The organism is Streptomyces sp. NPDC026417, assembly GCF_055567695.1.
Genome location: NZ_JBVHPY010000021.1, coordinates 146,898 through 161,132 on the forward strand (window position 1 = coordinate 146,898; position 14,235 = coordinate 161,132).

Here is a 14,235-nt window from a genome sequence, read left to right on the forward strand (position 1 = left end):
GGTGCCCTCCCTGGGGGTGCGGGGGTCAGTGTTCGGTGGTGAGCGCGAGGGGTTCGGCACTCACCCGAAAGGCGGCGGCCGTCGTGGTCAGCGCGTGCTCGACGGTGGTGGAGTCGGCCGCCTGGAACCGGAAGCGTCCGCCGACGTGTTCGTAGTAGGCGTCGGCCGCGGGGAGCACCTCGCCGGGTTTGAGGAGCACTTCCGCGTACGGCCCCGGCTCCCGGCCCGTCATGGGAGTGACCTCGGTGACGCGGCACGGCCTCGCCTCGGGTGCCGGGATGAGCAGCCAGCCGCCGACGCGTGCCGTGGGAGCCGGCCCCACGGGGTGTGCCGGCAGGCCGAGTTGGATCCGGAAGGCGGCATCCATCAGGTCGTATCCGTGCAGTTCCCGCCAGATGAAGGGGATTTCGGCGCCGCCGATGCGGGCCCCGACCTCCAGGAAGCGGCAGGTGCCTTCGGCGGGGTCGACGAACACCTCCAGATGGAAGGGGGTGGGCCGGTCGGTCAGCGCGGCCAGGGCGGCACGGGTGTGCTCGCCGATCGGGGCCAGTACCGCGGGATCGTCCTCCTCGGTGGACCCCAGGAAGGTGCCTTCGCGGAAGCCCAGGCAGGTGTTGACGTAGCGGGAGGCGCGCCAGCACATCAGGTCGGTGCCGTCGAAGATCCCGTCCACGTGGTAGATGGCGTCGGGCAGGAACTCCTGGACGAGCATCGGCTCGGCCCAGTGCGACGCGTCGAGGTCCTCGGGGCCGCGGGCCAGGACGACGCCCGCGCTGGAGCTGCCGATCCGGGGTTTGAGCACCACGGGCCAGCCGTGTGCGGCGGCGAAGGCGGTGACGTCGGCGGCGCCGGTCACGGCGGCGCTCGCGGGAGTGGGGACTCCGGCGGCCGCCACGGCCTGGACCATCAGGTGCTTGTCGCGGAACCGCAGCAGGTCGGCCGGGCGGTCGCCGGGGCAGTCCCACTCCACGCGCAGCGCAGCGCCGATGAGCAGGTCGTCCTCCTTGAGGGCGACGATCCGGTCGGGGCGGCCGTGGCGCCGGGCCAGGAGGCCGACGGCGGCGCGGACTTCGTCGAGGTCGTCGGTCCTGCCCACCGTGACGATGTCGGCGGCGGCGGAGGGTATCGCCGGGAGCGCCACCTCGGTGGCGACGTAGGTGACCGTGTGGTCGCCGTGGTCGAGGTAACGGCCGTACTCGGCGTAGCGCTCCTGCCATCGGGTGATGACGACGACGTGGAGGCGGGGGGTGGCGGCGGTGGTCACGGGGTGTCCTTTCGCGCGAGCAGGTCGGCTGTCGCCATGAGCAGGCTGCGGGCCTGGGCGGGGCCGAGGCGCGGGTCGCAGGTGGACCGGAAGCGGGGCAGCGTGTCGGTGGCGAGGCCGGCCGGGTCCTCGACGCACTCGGTCACGTCGTCGGGCGTCATCTCCAGGTGCAGTCCGCCGGGGGGTGTGTCGTGGGCGCGCAGCACGGCGAAGAAGTCGGTGATCTCGCGGAGCATGTCCGTCAGCAGGCGGGTCTTGCGTCCCGAGGGGTGGCGGACGGTGTTGCCGTGCATGGGGTCGCACAGCCAGACCACGCGGCCGGTGAAGTCGGCCGTCGCTTCGAGGAGGGCCGGCAGCCGGCGGGCTGTCTCTGCGGCTCCGAGGCGGGTGATGAGCGACAGGCGTCCGGCGCCGTGGCCCCGGCCGAGCCGTTCGCACAGTTCACGCACCTCGTCGGGGGAGGCGTTCGGGCCCAGCTTGACGCCGACGGGATTGTTCACCGTTTCGGCGAAGCCGATGTGCCAGCCGTCGAGTTGCCGGGTGCGCTCGCCGATCCAGAGCATGTGCGCGGAGGAGCTGTAGTGGCCTGCCGCTTCGGTGTCCTCGCGTACGAGGGGAGCCTCCAGGTCGACGAGCAGCGCTTCGTGGCTGGTGTACACGGAGCCGGTGGCGGCGTCCTGGGTCAGGTGGCCCTGGAGCAGCAGGGTGTCCAGGCAGGCGGCAGCGTGGTCGTAGGCGGCGCGTAGCCGGGTGGGGTCGGGGCGGCGCGCGGCAGCGTCGGGGGCGGGCCGGTTGACGGCGTCGCCGCGGTAGACGGGCAGTACGGTGCCGTCGGCGAGGGTCTCGACGGGCCGGGAGCGGGGCTTGGCGTACTGACCGGCGAACCGGCCGATCCGGGCGACCGGCAGGGCCGTGCGGGCAGCCAACAGGTCGGCCAGGTCGCTCAGTTGCGTGGCCTTGGCGGTGATTCTCGGGGGTGCGGAGTCAAGGAAGGGTTCGGCGCAGTCGCCGCCCTGGAGGACGAAGCCGGTGCCCTGTGCGGCGCGGGCCAGCTCGGTGCGCAGCCGGTGCACGGCGCCGGCGTCGACCAGGGGTGGCAGCGTGGCGAGGTCGGTGCGGACGGTTTCGACGAGCTCTTCGCGGTCCCAGGGGGGTTGCTGGGCGGCGGGCAGGCGGATCCGGTGTGTCGCTGTCGTCATGGGCGCGGTCCCTGGGGAGGTGTGAAGTGGCTTTCGATCCGTCGGGCGGTTGCGGCGACCTCGGCGGCCAGGGGCCGGTCGCGGTCCAGAGGGGTCCATTCCGCGGCGAGTCGGCGCCAGATGCCGTGCGCGGGGGTGATCCCGCTCAGGTGGGCGAGCTGGTTGAGGGCGAGGGCGAGTGAGGCGACGATCCACCAGGCGCGGTCCAGGGCGCCGGATACCGCGTTGGCGCTGTTGAGGGCCAGCGGTACGTGGTCCTGATTGCCGAGGTTGGTGGGGACCGGGGTGAGCGAGGCGGGGTAGCCGTGCTGGCGGATCGCGCTCAGATGCGAACCGGCGGCGATCTGGACACCGGCGAGTCCGCTCTGGCGCCCGGGGGTGGGGGTCAGCATGGGCGGGAGGCCGCCGTTGTGCTGGGGGTCGAGGGCGAGGTGGAGCTGGCGCTCGGCCAGGTAGGCGAGTTGGTGCAGGCACAGCATGTGCTGCTCGCTCGCCAGTGCCACGGGCGCGGCGTGGAAGTTGCCGCCGTGCAGGACGTCGTCGTCGACGAAGACGGGATTGTCGGTGGTGCCCTCCCCCTCGGTAACCAACACCTGCCCCTGGAAACCGAGTTGGTCGAGTACCGCGCCGACGGCCTGCGGGGCGCAGCGCAGTGAGTACGGTTCCTGGAGCCGGCGCGCGGCGTCCTCGGTTCGGACGACGGCAGCGCGTGCGGCCCGGATCAGGGCGGCGGCCTGACGCTGCCCGTGGTGGCCGCGGGCGGCGGAGAGGCGGTCGTCGTAGGGTTCGGGGCTGCTGCCGAGGAGTCCCGCCAGGTGTCCGGTGCCGGCGGCCACGGCGAGGGCCAGGGCGTGGAGCCGTACGTGGTTGTGCAGGGCCTGGGCGAGGGAGGCGCTGGTGCCGTTGGCGAACGCGAGGGCGCTCCGGGCGTCCCAGCGCACCGGGTCGGCACCCAGGGCCCGCAGCACCTGGTCGGCGGGTTCCTGGCTCCAGTTGCCGTCCGGGTCGCGCCGCCAGGCGTGGCCGTTGCCGGCCGCCGCCTGGGCGGCGTGCGCGAGGGGGACCAGGTCACCGCTGGCACTGAGGCTGCCGTCCTGGGGCACGACGGGGGTGAAGCCGTGGTTCCACTGGTCGGCGAGCGCGTCCCAGACGTCGACGGCGACGGCGGACCGGCCCAGGGACATGCTGCGCAGTCGGAGCCAGACCATGGTCCGGGTGACCTCGGGCGACAGGGCGGGGCCCTGACCGGTGGTGAGGTGGTCCAGGAGCCCGGTTCCCTGGACGTGCGGGTCGTGGTCGGCGTCGTAGGCGACCAGGGGGCCGAAGCCTTGCGTCAGGCCGTAGACCGGGCGGCGGGCGGCGATCCGGGCCAGTGAGGCGCGGCTCGCCTGGAGGCGGACGCGGTCCTCGGGGCGCAGGGCGAGCACCCGGTCCGGTCCCGCGGCCTGGAGGAACTCCGGGACCGTGGTGCCGGACGCGGTGGGGGTCTGGACGGAGGGCGCGAGAGTGGGAGTTGTCGTCATGCCGGACTCGTCGTGGTCGGGGAAGCCGTGGTGGAGGAGGCGGTGAGCCGGTTGAGCAGGGGTTTACCGGTGGCGGAGCGGGCGATCCGGTCGACGCGGTGGACGGCGCGGGGAAGCGGGCAGCCCGGGAGTGCCGACGTCAGGACGGTGCGGACGGCCCGGTGGTCGATGCGGTCGGGTCCCCGGGTGTGGAACAGGTCGTAGCGCTCGCCGCGTACGGGGTCGGCGGTGGTCGTGCAGACCACTTCGGTGCCGGGGAAGGCGGAGGCGATCGCGTCCTCGACGACGGCGAGGTCGCAGCGGACCCCGTTGACTTTGATCATCCGGGAGGTCCGTCCGCGCCACTGGAAGGAGCGGGGTCCGACCAGGGTCACCGTGTCGTCCATGGTCCATGCGGAGAGGGGACGGTCGCGGGAGTCGGGCCGGGCGAGGCGGGGGCCGCGCACGGTGAGCCGCCCGTCGTCCTCCACGTGGGCGACGACGTCGTCGAGGAGCTGCCAGGGCCGCTCGGCCGCGGCGTCGGCGGCCAGGTGGCGCAGGGCGACGGCGCCGGTCTCGGTGGAGCCGAAGACCTCGACGGCCGTGAAGGGGGTGCCCCGCCGGTCCCGCACCAGGTTGCGCGCCGTGGCCGTGGCGGGCCCCGTGCCGTGGAGGGCCACCGCTCCCGGGTGGTCGGCCGTGGCGGGCACCAGGGAGCGCAGGACGAGCCAGCTGGACGGCAGGCAGACGTACAGGGTGCGCCGTCCCGGGTGCGGTGCGGGCACGCTCACGGGGTCGTCCCAGGCCCGCACGACGGGGATGTCCAGGAGTTCGGGCAGGACGACGCCGAAGAGACGCCCGAAGAGGTGGCGGGGAGGTGCGAAGCAGACGACCTGCTCCACGGTGCCCAGCGCCTTCCGCGCCACCAGCAGTGCCTCGTCGCGCAGTTGGCCGGGGGTGCGCCACCAGCGCACCGGATCGCCGCTGTGGCCCGAGGTGTCGAAGGGGACCTCGCCCACCGCGGGGTCGGCGACGGGGGCGAACAGGGGCGTCACGAGGCTTCCAGGGCCGTGCGGTCCTCGATCAGGTCGCGTACGAAGGCGGCGATGCGGCCCACCGTGGCGAAGACGTGCCGGACGTCGTGGGCGACGAAGTCGACCTCCACGTCGAAGGCGGCCTCCACGCGTGAGACGCACTCCAGGGCGGTGAGGCTGTCGTAGCGGTCGCCGAGGGCCCGGGCCAGTTCGGCGTCGTCCGTGACCGCCGCGAGGGAGTCCCCCAGGACGGGGGTGAGCGCGGCCCGTACCTGAGTGGTGAGTTCGTCGAGAGCGGGGACGGTCGTGGTCATGAGGGGTCCTGCCTTTCAGGGGCGGTTGCTCCGGTCGCTGGTGTGCCGGCACGGCCGGGGGCTCGGGACACGGTGGGCATGAGGGAGACCTCTCGACGGCTCAGGGAACGGGCGAGGGCGCGGCGAGCCGGAGGCGTCCCCCGTCGGCCAGATGGACGAGCGCGGGGTCGGTGGGACGGAACTCGATGTAGAGGAAGGGGGTCCGCTCCGTCATGCCGAGCGCCGCCGCGATCTCCTGCGCCAGGTCGGCGCGGAAGGCGGCGTCGCGGTCGGGGCCCACGCACACGCTCACGCGTGCATGGTGCAGTCCGGTGTCGACGGCGGGCAGCGCCTCTGCGGGCATCCCCCCGGTGAACAGGGAGTTGGGCTGGGCGGCGGCGAAGTGCACGACGACATGGCCGGCGGGGACACCACGCGCGGTGAGGTGACGGGTGAGCCGGATGGCCACGGCCCGTCGCGCGGGCACGGTCAGATCGGGGGCGAGGATGTCGATGGTGGGCATGAGTGCCTTCAGTGGGGGGCCTCGGGGACGCCGTGGGAGGGCGGCTGGGTCGCTGTAGGGGGGCAGGGGCTAGGACAGGACCAGGTCCGGCAGGGAGCCTGTGGAGCCCTGCTCGACGCGGCGCCGCAGCAGCGTGCCCAGGCAGTCGGCCAGCGGGCCGCCGGTGGCGGGGGCGAGCGGGGTCCAGGCGGTGCCGTCGGCGGTGTGGACGCGGTCGACGAAGCGGCGCAGGTGCTCGGGGTCGATGGCGATGCCGAAGAGGTCCGCGGTCGCCACCGCTTCGTACGTCGACAGCAGGTCGGGCATGCGCGAGCCGGTGTCGGCCCAGCCGCCGCCGCGCACCCGGTGGGCACCGAGGACGGCGCGTACGGGAGCGTCGTCCAGGTGCCCGAGGGCGTGCCCGACCCGCAGGGCCCGCAGGCGTGCGCGCGCCCCGTCGCCGGGACCACGGGAGATGAAGCCTTCCAGGGCGCCGGCGTCGAGGACGTCACCCGCCTCGGCGTCCAGCAGGCGCACCACGGCGACAGCGGCGGCTGTCGACAGGGAGTCGGAGCCTCTGCCCTCCCAGAACCCGAAGCCGCCGTCGGGGTTCTGCAGGGAGCGGAGCCAGGCGAGGATGTCGGCACGCTGCCGGGCATGGCGCGCGGGATCGGCGAAGGCCCCGGCGGAAAGGCCCCAGAGGGTGCAGCGGATCTCGCTGCCACGGCCGGGCATGTACATCAGGCCCGCCTCGTTGGGCAGTTGGCACCCTTCGAGCCAGGCCCGGTGGGCCGGTGCGGCGGGGTCGTCCGGATGCGCGAGGACGGCGGCGGCGGTGGTCAGCGCGTCGGCGGCGAGGGAGGGTTCGCGGTAGGTGTAGCCGCCGTCGGGGGAGGCGAGTTCCGCGATCCTGCGTACCACGTCGTCGGCGATGTCCGTGAGGTCCGCGCCGACACCGACGAGCGCGCCGACGGCGCAGAAGGAGGCCCACACGTCCTCCACCGGATAGCCCTCCCACCGCACGAACGCCCGCCCGGGGCCGCGCATCGAGCGGATCCACGCTTCGATGTCGTACGCGGGCAGCGCGCCCAGGATGCGCAGGGCGGCGACCGACCGGTAGGTGGCCCACATGCACGGCGTCCCGGCGTCCGGCGAGAAGCGGAAGCCACCTGCGGGGGCCTGCTGTTCCCGGACCCAGGCGATCAGGCGCGGTACGTCCCACGGGGGGCGTACGGGTTCCTGTGCGTTCAACGCGGCCCAGGCGGCGGCGCCGTAGTGGCAGGCCCGGACGTCGGCGGTGGTGTGGGCAGGGCTCCAGGAGAGACCGCCGTCCTCGGTCTGCAGGCCGCGGAGCCAGGCCAGCAGGCGTTCCCGGTCGGGTACGGCGGAGCGGGCGGGGCCCAGGGCGGTGCGGGTGGAGAAGTGGGTGGCCCACACCTCGGCGTCCTGCCCGGGTGTCATGGCGTACGCGTCGCCGGTCCACGTGGTGGCCAGCCATGCGGCCGTCGCGTCCGGCTCGGGGACGGGGCGGCCGAGATCGGTGAGCGCCTGGGTGCAGTAGAAGGTGGCCCAGGCGTCGGAGGGCATGCCGACGGACCAGGCGTAACCGCCGTCGGGGTTGCGGCGGCCGGCCAGATAGCGGGCGGTGGCCTCGGGATCGGTGGCGTCCGACGTCCGGCCGAGCCAGGCGAGGGTGCGCGTCGCGGCGTAGGTGCACCACAGGTCGGGATCGCCCAGGACGGCGCCACCAACCGGGCGGGACGGGTCCGGGGTGGGCCGGAGGGACACGGGGGCGGGGGCCGTCATCGGGTGCTCTCCACGACGCGTACGTTGGTGCGCTTCCAACTCTTCTGCGAACCGCCGCTCTTGGTGGTGGAGGGGAGCGCGTTGAGGAAGGCGACGCGGTCCCACGCAAGACCCAGCCGGTCCTGGCAGGCCCGCTGCACGGCGTCGGCGTCCGCAGCTTCGGCGGCGCGGTCGGCACCGGGCGCCCGTTCCAGAAGGAGCCGGGCCTGTGTGCCGGCCTCGTCGATCTCGACGAGATAGCCGGTGGCCGTCGTCAACCCGTAGACCACCTCCTCCACGTCGTGGATCGCCAGGTCGACGCCCCGCACGCGCAGCCCGTCGCTGGCCCGGCCGCGGACGACGATCGTGGAGGCGGGGGTGCCGCAGTCGCACCGGCCGCTGCTGATCTCCACCTCGTCTCCGGTGTCCAGGCGCAGCAGCGGCCGGGCGTGCAGGTTGAGGGGGGTGACGACCAGCCGCCCGGTGCCCTCGGCGGGCAGGGGCGTCGTGCGCTCGCCGTCCGTGAGCTCGAAGTAATGGGCGTGGGTGAGCAGATGGAGGTTCCCGGCCGGGCAGGTCGCGGCGAGGGTGCCGGTCTCGGTGCTGCCGTAGCTCACGTCGTAGGCGACGGCGTCCCACCAGGTGCCCAGCCGGCTGCGCAGGGCCGGGGTGCTGACCTCGCCGAGCAGCATCAGCTTGCCGACGGAGTGCTGGAGTTCGGGGAGGGTGCCGCGCTGGCTGAGCAGACGGGTGAGCTGCATCAGCACACCGGGAGCCGCGAAGACGGCGGTGGGCCGCAGGGTGGACCAGAGGTCGGTCAGCCGGTCCCAGTCGGAGATGCCGGTGGCGAACGGGTACATCCGGGTGTGCGGAAGCCCGAGGTACTCGCAGACGCCGACGATGAGGTCGGCGACGGGCACGATGTCGGACGGCAGCAGGATCGCGACCCGGTCGTCGGCGCTCAGGACGGGCCGCCAGGCCTCGGCGACGGAGACCGTGTTCCAGACGATGTCCTCCAGGTGGCGCGGGGTGGGGGTGACCCGGCCGGAGGTGCCCGTGGTCTCGTAGTACTTGGCCGCCTCGGCCAGTTCCCCCACCGCGAAGCTCCACGGGTCCTGCTTCAGGCGGTCCTTCGGGGTGACCGGGAGCCGCTCGAAGCGGTCCCAGGAGAACGCACCGACGTCCCTGAACGCCTGGGACTTGGCGGCTCGCGCCCAGACCGCGGACACCTTGTGAGTGTGGAAGTCTCTCGTGGGCGGGTGCCGTCGTGCCCGCAGGGCCTCCTCCTGCGCCTGTCGCAGCAGTCTCAGTCCCGCCTCATCACGGATCAACATGCTTTCTTCCCAACTCGCTGTGGCATGTGGGCAACTCATCGACGCGTGCTTCCAGAAATTCAGCCACAGCCGCTGCGGCACGTCCAATAACCATCTCGAATCAACCCGCGATAAGCGGCACTGATCACGTGAGTGGGAAATCCGCTTGGACAGCCGATGACGCCGCCGGGCCTACTTGTTGACATGACGAAGAACGAAACGGCGCTTTCGGTTCCCGCCCTGCTGGAGCGCATGGCGGAGATTCCGTCCCTCAGTGAGCGGTACGACGACGCGCGGGCCCTCGCGGAGCCGGAACTGCGCGATCTGCCGATCCTCACGAAAGACGATTTCCGCGGTGCTCTCGCCGATGTCCTGCGCGTCGCACGGTCGCGGCGGCACGGTTCGATCGTCCTGGGCAGCGGCGGCACCACCTCGACCCCGAAGCTGAGCTTCATCGCCAGCGGCCAGCTCATCGAGGCGATCGCCGCCGAGTGGAGCCCGCTGGACCACCGGGACGTCCTGGTGAACTACGACACCCCGGGCCGGCTGTCCTCCTCGCACAACTTCTTCAACGCGGTGGCCCACCGGGCCGGCGCGGTGACGATCCCGCTGGGCGCGGTGGACGAGTCGCAGCTCGGCGAGTGGCTGGACTTCGTGGGGCTGCTCGACGCGACCGCCCTGAACGCCACGCAGAGCCAGATAGGGAACCTCCTCGAGTTCTACGAGCGCACGAACCGCACTCCCCCGGCCATCAAGAAGCTGCTGTGGACGGGCGAGCCGTTCGGCGACCGGGCGCTGGAGATCGTCCGCCGGGTCCTTCCGGACGCGGAGCTGCACGGTGTGTACGGTTCGACGGAGACGTGGGTGATCGGGCACAACGGCCCCGCGTGCGCCCTGGACACCTTCCATGTGATGCCCTACCAGCACGTGGAGCTGGCGGACGGGGCGATCCTCGTCACCAATCTGCACCCCGAGTGCGTCAACCCGGTGGTCCGCTACCGGCTCGGCGACCTGGGCGAGTTCGTGCGCTGCCCGTGCGGCCGGGAGGACACCGCGCTGCGGGTCGTGGGCCGCGACGATCCGCAGATGAAGTTCCTGAGCATCCTGGTCACCCCGCAGGAGATCGTCGAGGCGACCCGGCTGCACCCGGCGGTGCGGGACGTGCAGATCGCGCTGTTCGACCACGGTTCACCCGCGGAGCGGATGGAGCTGCGGATCAAGACCGCCCAGGGCTCCGACCCGGCCGAGGTCGAGGCGGAGGTGCACCGCACGGTCCTCACCCAGGTCTACCGGCTCGGCTACGAGGTGGAGACCGAGGCGCCTCACGCGTTCGCGGTGCGGGCGGTCGAGCGCTTCACCGTCAACGAGCGGTCGAACAAGACGCCGCTGGTGGTCAAGGACAGTCCCCTGGCCTGACCCGGCCACGGCGACCATCCCCCCTTCCCTCCTCCCCCGCGCCGAGGACATCCGCCCCGGGGCCCGACCGGCCCGATCCGAAAAGAGAGTTGCCATGGCTGAGCGCAGTAACCGAACCGCAGTTCCGCGCCGCTATCTCATGTGCCGACCCACGCACTTCGAGGTGACGTATTCCATCAATCCGTGGATGAACCCCGAGAAGCCGGTCGACCGCGAATTGGCCGTCCTTCAGTGGGAGCGCCTCCGCGATGTCTACCTGGAACTCGGGCACACCGTCGAAATGATCGACCCGGTACCCGGTCTGCCGGACATGGTGTTCGCCGCGAACGGCGCCACCGTGGTGGACGGGCGCGTCCTCGGCGCCAAATTCCGCAACGCGCAGCGCGCCGCCGAGGGGCCCGCCTATTCCCGCTGGTTCCGCGAGAACGGGTTCTCCGAGGTACGGGATCCCGAGTTCGTCAACGAGGGCGAGGGCGACTATCTCGTCACCCGGAGCTGGCTGCTGGCCGGTTGCGGATTCCGTACCGATCCGGCGTCGCACCAGGAAGCCCAGGACTTCTTCGGCCGCCCCGTCATCGGCCTGCGCCTGGTCGACCCGCGCTTCTACCACCTGGACACCGCGCTCGCTGTGCTGGGCGACGACGAGATCATGTACTGCCCGCAGTCGTTCTCCCCGGGCAGCAGGGCGGTGCTGCGCCGGCTGTTCCCCGACGCCCTCCTGGTCTCGCCCGAGGACGCCGGGGTGTTCGGCCTCAACGCCGTCTCCGACGGTTACAACGTCGTCCTGCCACAGGCGGCCACGCGACTGGCGGAACAGCTCGCCGCGCGCGGTTACAACCCGATCGGCATCGACCTCTCGGAACTCCTCAAGGCCGGCGGCAGCGCCAAGTGCTGCACTCTGGAGATCCGCACGGCCGCCTCGGGCACCTCGGAGCGGGCGGCGGCGCCCGCCCGTACGGCCTGCGTGGTGTGACGCCGGCGCTTGGCCCCCTCGGCGGGAGCCTGCTGCTCCCGCCGGGCGGCGCGCGGTCGCTGGTCCGTCGCCGAGGCCATGAAGGACAGGAAGGTCCGCAGGGCGGACTTGGTGTTGTCCTTGCGCCACACCAGGGCCAGCGGCACGGTGGGGGCGCCTTCCAGCGGGCGCAGCACCACGCCGGGCACGTCGAGCAGGGCTACGGCGTCCCGGGTGACCAGCGTGACGCCGTGCCCCTGGGCGACCGCCATGAGCATATGGACCTCGTCGGGCTCCTCGCGGACGATGCGCGGGGTCCGGTCGGCGGGATAGACGGCCTGGATGATCGACTCCCATAAGCCGCCGGACTCACGGGGGAAGTAGACGAGCGGGTCGTCGGCCACGTCCGCAAACCGGACCGTCGGCAGGCCGGCCAGCGGATGGCCGTCGGGAAGGGCGAGGAGGACCTCCTCACGCCCCACACCGAGGAGACCCAGATCCTGCCCCAGGTCCACCGGTGGCCGTACGAAGCCCACGTCCACGCGGCGGGCGCGGACACGTTCCACGTTGAACGAGCTGAAACCGGCCGAGGTCCGCACGTTGATGTGCGGACGGACCGAACGGAACGCCGCGGTCAGCTCGTGGGCCTGACCCAGGCTCGCGGAGGCGGTGTGGGCGAGGGTCAGGGTCGTGTGATGCCGGTCGACCATGTCGCTGGCGAAGCCCGTGACTTCCTCGGCATGTTCGACCAGGCGCTTCGCCCTGGGCAGGAGCTCCTCGCCGATCGTGGTCAGCGACACCAGTTGGCGCGAGCGGTGGAAGAGAGGGGCGCCGATCTCACGTTCCATCACCTTGATCGCCTGAGAGAGGCCGGGTTGCGAGATGTGGAGTCTCTTCGCCGCTCTGCCGAAGTGCAGTTCGTCGGCCACGGCGATGAAGTACGTGAATGCTCGAATGTCCACGGATGCAACCTCCAGCGCCGACCGGCGCCCGTAGCGGTGAGGAAGGGGCCGTCCCGCCTGCTCGTGCGCCGGCCGTTCGGGCCGTGCACGGCCGGCGCTTCGGTGCCCGGGCACACCGAGAAGGCTCCGGACGCATCGCGGATGCCTCGTCCGTCCCCCTCACGGACCACTCCAGTACCCCCGCCCCCAAGATCTCCAACTAGTTCAACATGAAAAGTAGGCAAGCTAGTCAAGCCTTGTCAAGGATTGACTTCATCTACCACGGACCCCTAGCTTCGATACGCGGCCTCGCGCCGCCGAAGAGGACGACGACGGTACGGACCGGCCCACAGCGGCCGGCCCCCGAACGCACCCGACTCAGGAGAAAAGAACTGCCATGCGCCTCGCTCACAGCCTCACCGTTCTGGCCACGCTCGCGGCGACCACGCTGCTCAGCCTCACAGTGGCCCACGCGGAAGGGGCACCCGACCGCTTAACCGCGACCGACGCATCCCGGGAGATCGAGTGGCCCGTGCGCGGCTCCGCCGCCCCGCTGGAGATCGAGTGGCCCACGCCCGGCCCCGCGGTCCAGCCGGAAATCGAGTGGCCCACCCCGACTCCATGACCGGAGCGCCCCGCCCCATCGAGGACCGGGCACCCCACCGCACCCGTTCCTTGACAGCTCGAGTAAAGGATCGCTAATGTGTTGACAATTCGAGGACGGGGCTGTTCGTAAGGAATAACAATGCTTGAACAGCCGGCATTCGGCCGCCGCCTCCGCCAGCTCCGGCAGCAGCAGGGGCTCACGCAGGCCAGCCTCACCGGTCCGCGTATGTCGGCCGCCTACGTGTCGCGTCTGGAGGCGGGCTCCCGCCCGCCCACACCGCAGAGCGTGGTACTCCTCGCCGCCAAACTCAACGTTCCCGTGAGCGTGTTCGACGAGGTCGAAGCCAGTGGGCTCTCGGACATCCTCGTCACCACGGCGGCGCTGTGGGAGTCGGCCGCCAAGGACGAACTCCGGCGCCAGCTCGAACAGGCACTGGAGACCGACACCGACGCCGACCCCTCTCTGCGGTGGCAGGCATACGCCCAACTCGCCAAGCTCCTGTGCGAGGAGGGCCACCGCCAGGAGGAGTACGACACCCTCCGGCGTCTCGTGCGGGTGAGCGAGGAGCTCGGCCATCCCGTGCTCCTCGTTCACGCACGGCTGCGCCTCGCCCGATGCCAGCGGTCCCTCGGCCGCATCGACGACGCACGCGCCACTGCCCGCGAGGGCCTGTCTCTCGCGCAGGAGGTCGGTCTCGGGACCGACGACGCGACCCGCCTCAGGATCCTGCTCGTCTCCACCGCGGCCGAACTGGGCGACCTCGCCGAGGCGAAGCGCCTGAGCGACGAGATCTGCGCCTCGCTCGACGACCGCACCGGGTCACTCGCCGCGGAGGCCTGGTGGGCCGCGGCCACGGTCACCACCCGCATCGGCGACCACAAGCGCGCGGGCCTGCTCCTGGACAAGGCGCTCTCCGCGGTCAGCAGTCGCGAGGACCTCTCCCTGTGGGTACGCCTCCGGCTGGCGGCCGCCGCGCTCACGCTCCAGGCCGCTCCCCCGCGCCTCGATGCCGTCGAGCGCTACCTGGCGGAGGTCAGGCCCGCCCTCGACCTCGTCGGCACCCCGCCGAACCAACAGGAGTACACGTTCCTCGCTGCTCAACTCCGCTATGCGCAAGGCGACTTCACCGAGGCCCGGAGCCTCTGCGACACCATCGAACAGGATCCGCTCCTGCTCGGCTACCGCGATCGGATCCGCTACCGCATGCTGCGAGCCCAGATCCGGATCGCGGAAGACGACGCCACGGCGATCGCGGACCTCACCGAGCTCGCGGAGCAGGCACAGGACGCGGAGATGATCGACCTGGCGGCGGAGGTGTGGAGGACGGCGGCGCAGGCGCACGCGAGCCGACCGGCCGCACGACGGACTCCGAGGACGGCCGAAGGGGTGTAGCTCGCCGGACCGCTCGGCTCGTCCGGGTCGAGGCG

At 72.1% G+C, this 14,235-nt stretch carries 12 protein-coding genes and 1 pseudogene; 4 read left to right on the plus strand and 9 right to left on the minus strand.

Annotation, left to right across the window (positions count from 1 at the left end; translation table 11 throughout):
• Positions 1 to 25: 25 nt before the first annotated feature.
• The 8 genes from ACZ4NT_RS29445 to ACZ4NT_RS29480 form a co-directional block, all read right to left on the minus strand.
• Complete coding sequence (locus ACZ4NT_RS29445; RefSeq protein ID WP_467728317.1) at positions 26 to 1,264, minus strand: ATP-grasp domain-containing protein; 1,239 nt, start codon at positions 1,262 to 1,264, stop codon at positions 26 to 28.
• Positions 1,261 to 2,463, minus strand: a complete 1,203-nt coding sequence (locus ACZ4NT_RS29450) for a 3-deoxy-7-phosphoheptulonate synthase (protein ID WP_467728318.1) — start codon at positions 2,461 to 2,463, stop codon at positions 1,261 to 1,263. The genes ACZ4NT_RS29445 and ACZ4NT_RS29450 overlap by 4 nt, the downstream gene beginning before the upstream one ends.
• Positions 2,460 to 3,986: an aromatic amino acid ammonia-lyase gene (locus tag ACZ4NT_RS29455; protein ID WP_467728319.1), complete on the minus strand. Its 1,527-nt coding sequence runs from the start codon at positions 3,984 to 3,986 to the stop codon at positions 2,460 to 2,462. Before ACZ4NT_RS29455 ends, ACZ4NT_RS29450 begins: the two co-directional genes overlap by 4 nt.
• Complete coding sequence (locus tag ACZ4NT_RS29460) at positions 3,983 to 5,020, minus strand: class I adenylate-forming enzyme family protein (protein WP_467728320.1); 1,038 nt, start codon at positions 5,018 to 5,020, stop codon at positions 3,983 to 3,985. Before ACZ4NT_RS29460 ends, ACZ4NT_RS29455 begins: the two co-directional genes overlap by 4 nt.
• Positions 5,017 to 5,313 carry a phosphopantetheine-binding protein gene (locus ACZ4NT_RS29465; protein ID WP_121407801.1) on the minus strand — a complete coding sequence of 99 codons (297 nt, stop codon included), beginning with the start codon at positions 5,311 to 5,313 and terminating at the stop codon, positions 5,017 to 5,019. The genes ACZ4NT_RS29460 and ACZ4NT_RS29465 overlap by 4 nt, the downstream gene beginning before the upstream one ends.
• A gap of 100 nt (positions 5,314 to 5,413) precedes the next feature.
• Positions 5,414 to 5,815, minus strand: coding sequence for a tautomerase family protein (locus ACZ4NT_RS29470; RefSeq protein ID WP_121407802.1), 402 nt, complete (start codon positions 5,813 to 5,815; stop codon positions 5,414 to 5,416).
• A gap of 69 nt (positions 5,816 to 5,884) precedes the next feature.
• Entirely contained in the window at positions 5,885 to 7,600 is a 1,716-nt protein-coding gene (locus ACZ4NT_RS29475; protein WP_467728321.1) for a prenyltransferase/squalene oxidase repeat-containing protein, read from the minus strand.
• Positions 7,597 to 8,913 carry a phenylacetate--CoA ligase family protein gene (locus ACZ4NT_RS29480; RefSeq protein ID WP_467728322.1) on the minus strand — a complete coding sequence of 439 codons (1,317 nt, stop codon included), beginning with the start codon at positions 8,911 to 8,913 and terminating at the stop codon, positions 7,597 to 7,599. The genes ACZ4NT_RS29475 and ACZ4NT_RS29480 overlap by 4 nt, the downstream gene beginning before the upstream one ends.
• 183 nt (positions 8,914 to 9,096) lie before the next feature.
• Here ACZ4NT_RS29480 and ACZ4NT_RS29485 point away from each other — a divergent pair, with 183 nt between their 5' ends.
• Positions 9,097 to 10,308 carry an AMP-binding protein gene (locus ACZ4NT_RS29485; RefSeq protein ID WP_183117146.1) on the plus strand — a complete coding sequence of 404 codons (1,212 nt, stop codon included), beginning with the start codon at positions 9,097 to 9,099 and terminating at the stop codon, positions 10,306 to 10,308.
• A gap of 94 nt (positions 10,309 to 10,402) precedes the next feature.
• The gene (gene ddaH, locus ACZ4NT_RS29490) at positions 10,403 to 11,281 is read left to right on the plus strand and encodes a dimethylargininase (protein WP_467728323.1); all 879 of its coding nucleotides are present in this window, start codon (positions 10,403 to 10,405) and stop codon (positions 11,279 to 11,281) included.
• A gap of 83 nt (positions 11,282 to 11,364) precedes the next feature.
• Here the strand turns inward: ddaH and ACZ4NT_RS29495 are convergent.
• Positions 11,365 to 12,336 (minus strand): annotated as a pseudogene (locus ACZ4NT_RS29495) (LysR substrate-binding domain-containing protein); the annotation flags it as partial.
• Between the two features lie 262 nt (positions 12,337 to 12,598).
• Between ACZ4NT_RS29495 and ACZ4NT_RS29500 the strand changes: the two are divergent.
• A complete protein-coding gene (locus tag ACZ4NT_RS29500) occupies positions 12,599 to 12,826 on the plus strand; it encodes a hypothetical protein (protein ID WP_121407808.1) in 228 nt (75 codons plus the stop codon).
• Positions 12,827 to 12,946: 120 nt separating this feature from the next.
• Entirely contained in the window at positions 12,947 to 14,200 is a 1,254-nt protein-coding gene (locus ACZ4NT_RS29505; RefSeq protein ID WP_121407809.1) for a helix-turn-helix domain-containing protein, read from the plus strand.
• Positions 14,201 to 14,235 lie beyond the last annotated feature (35 nt).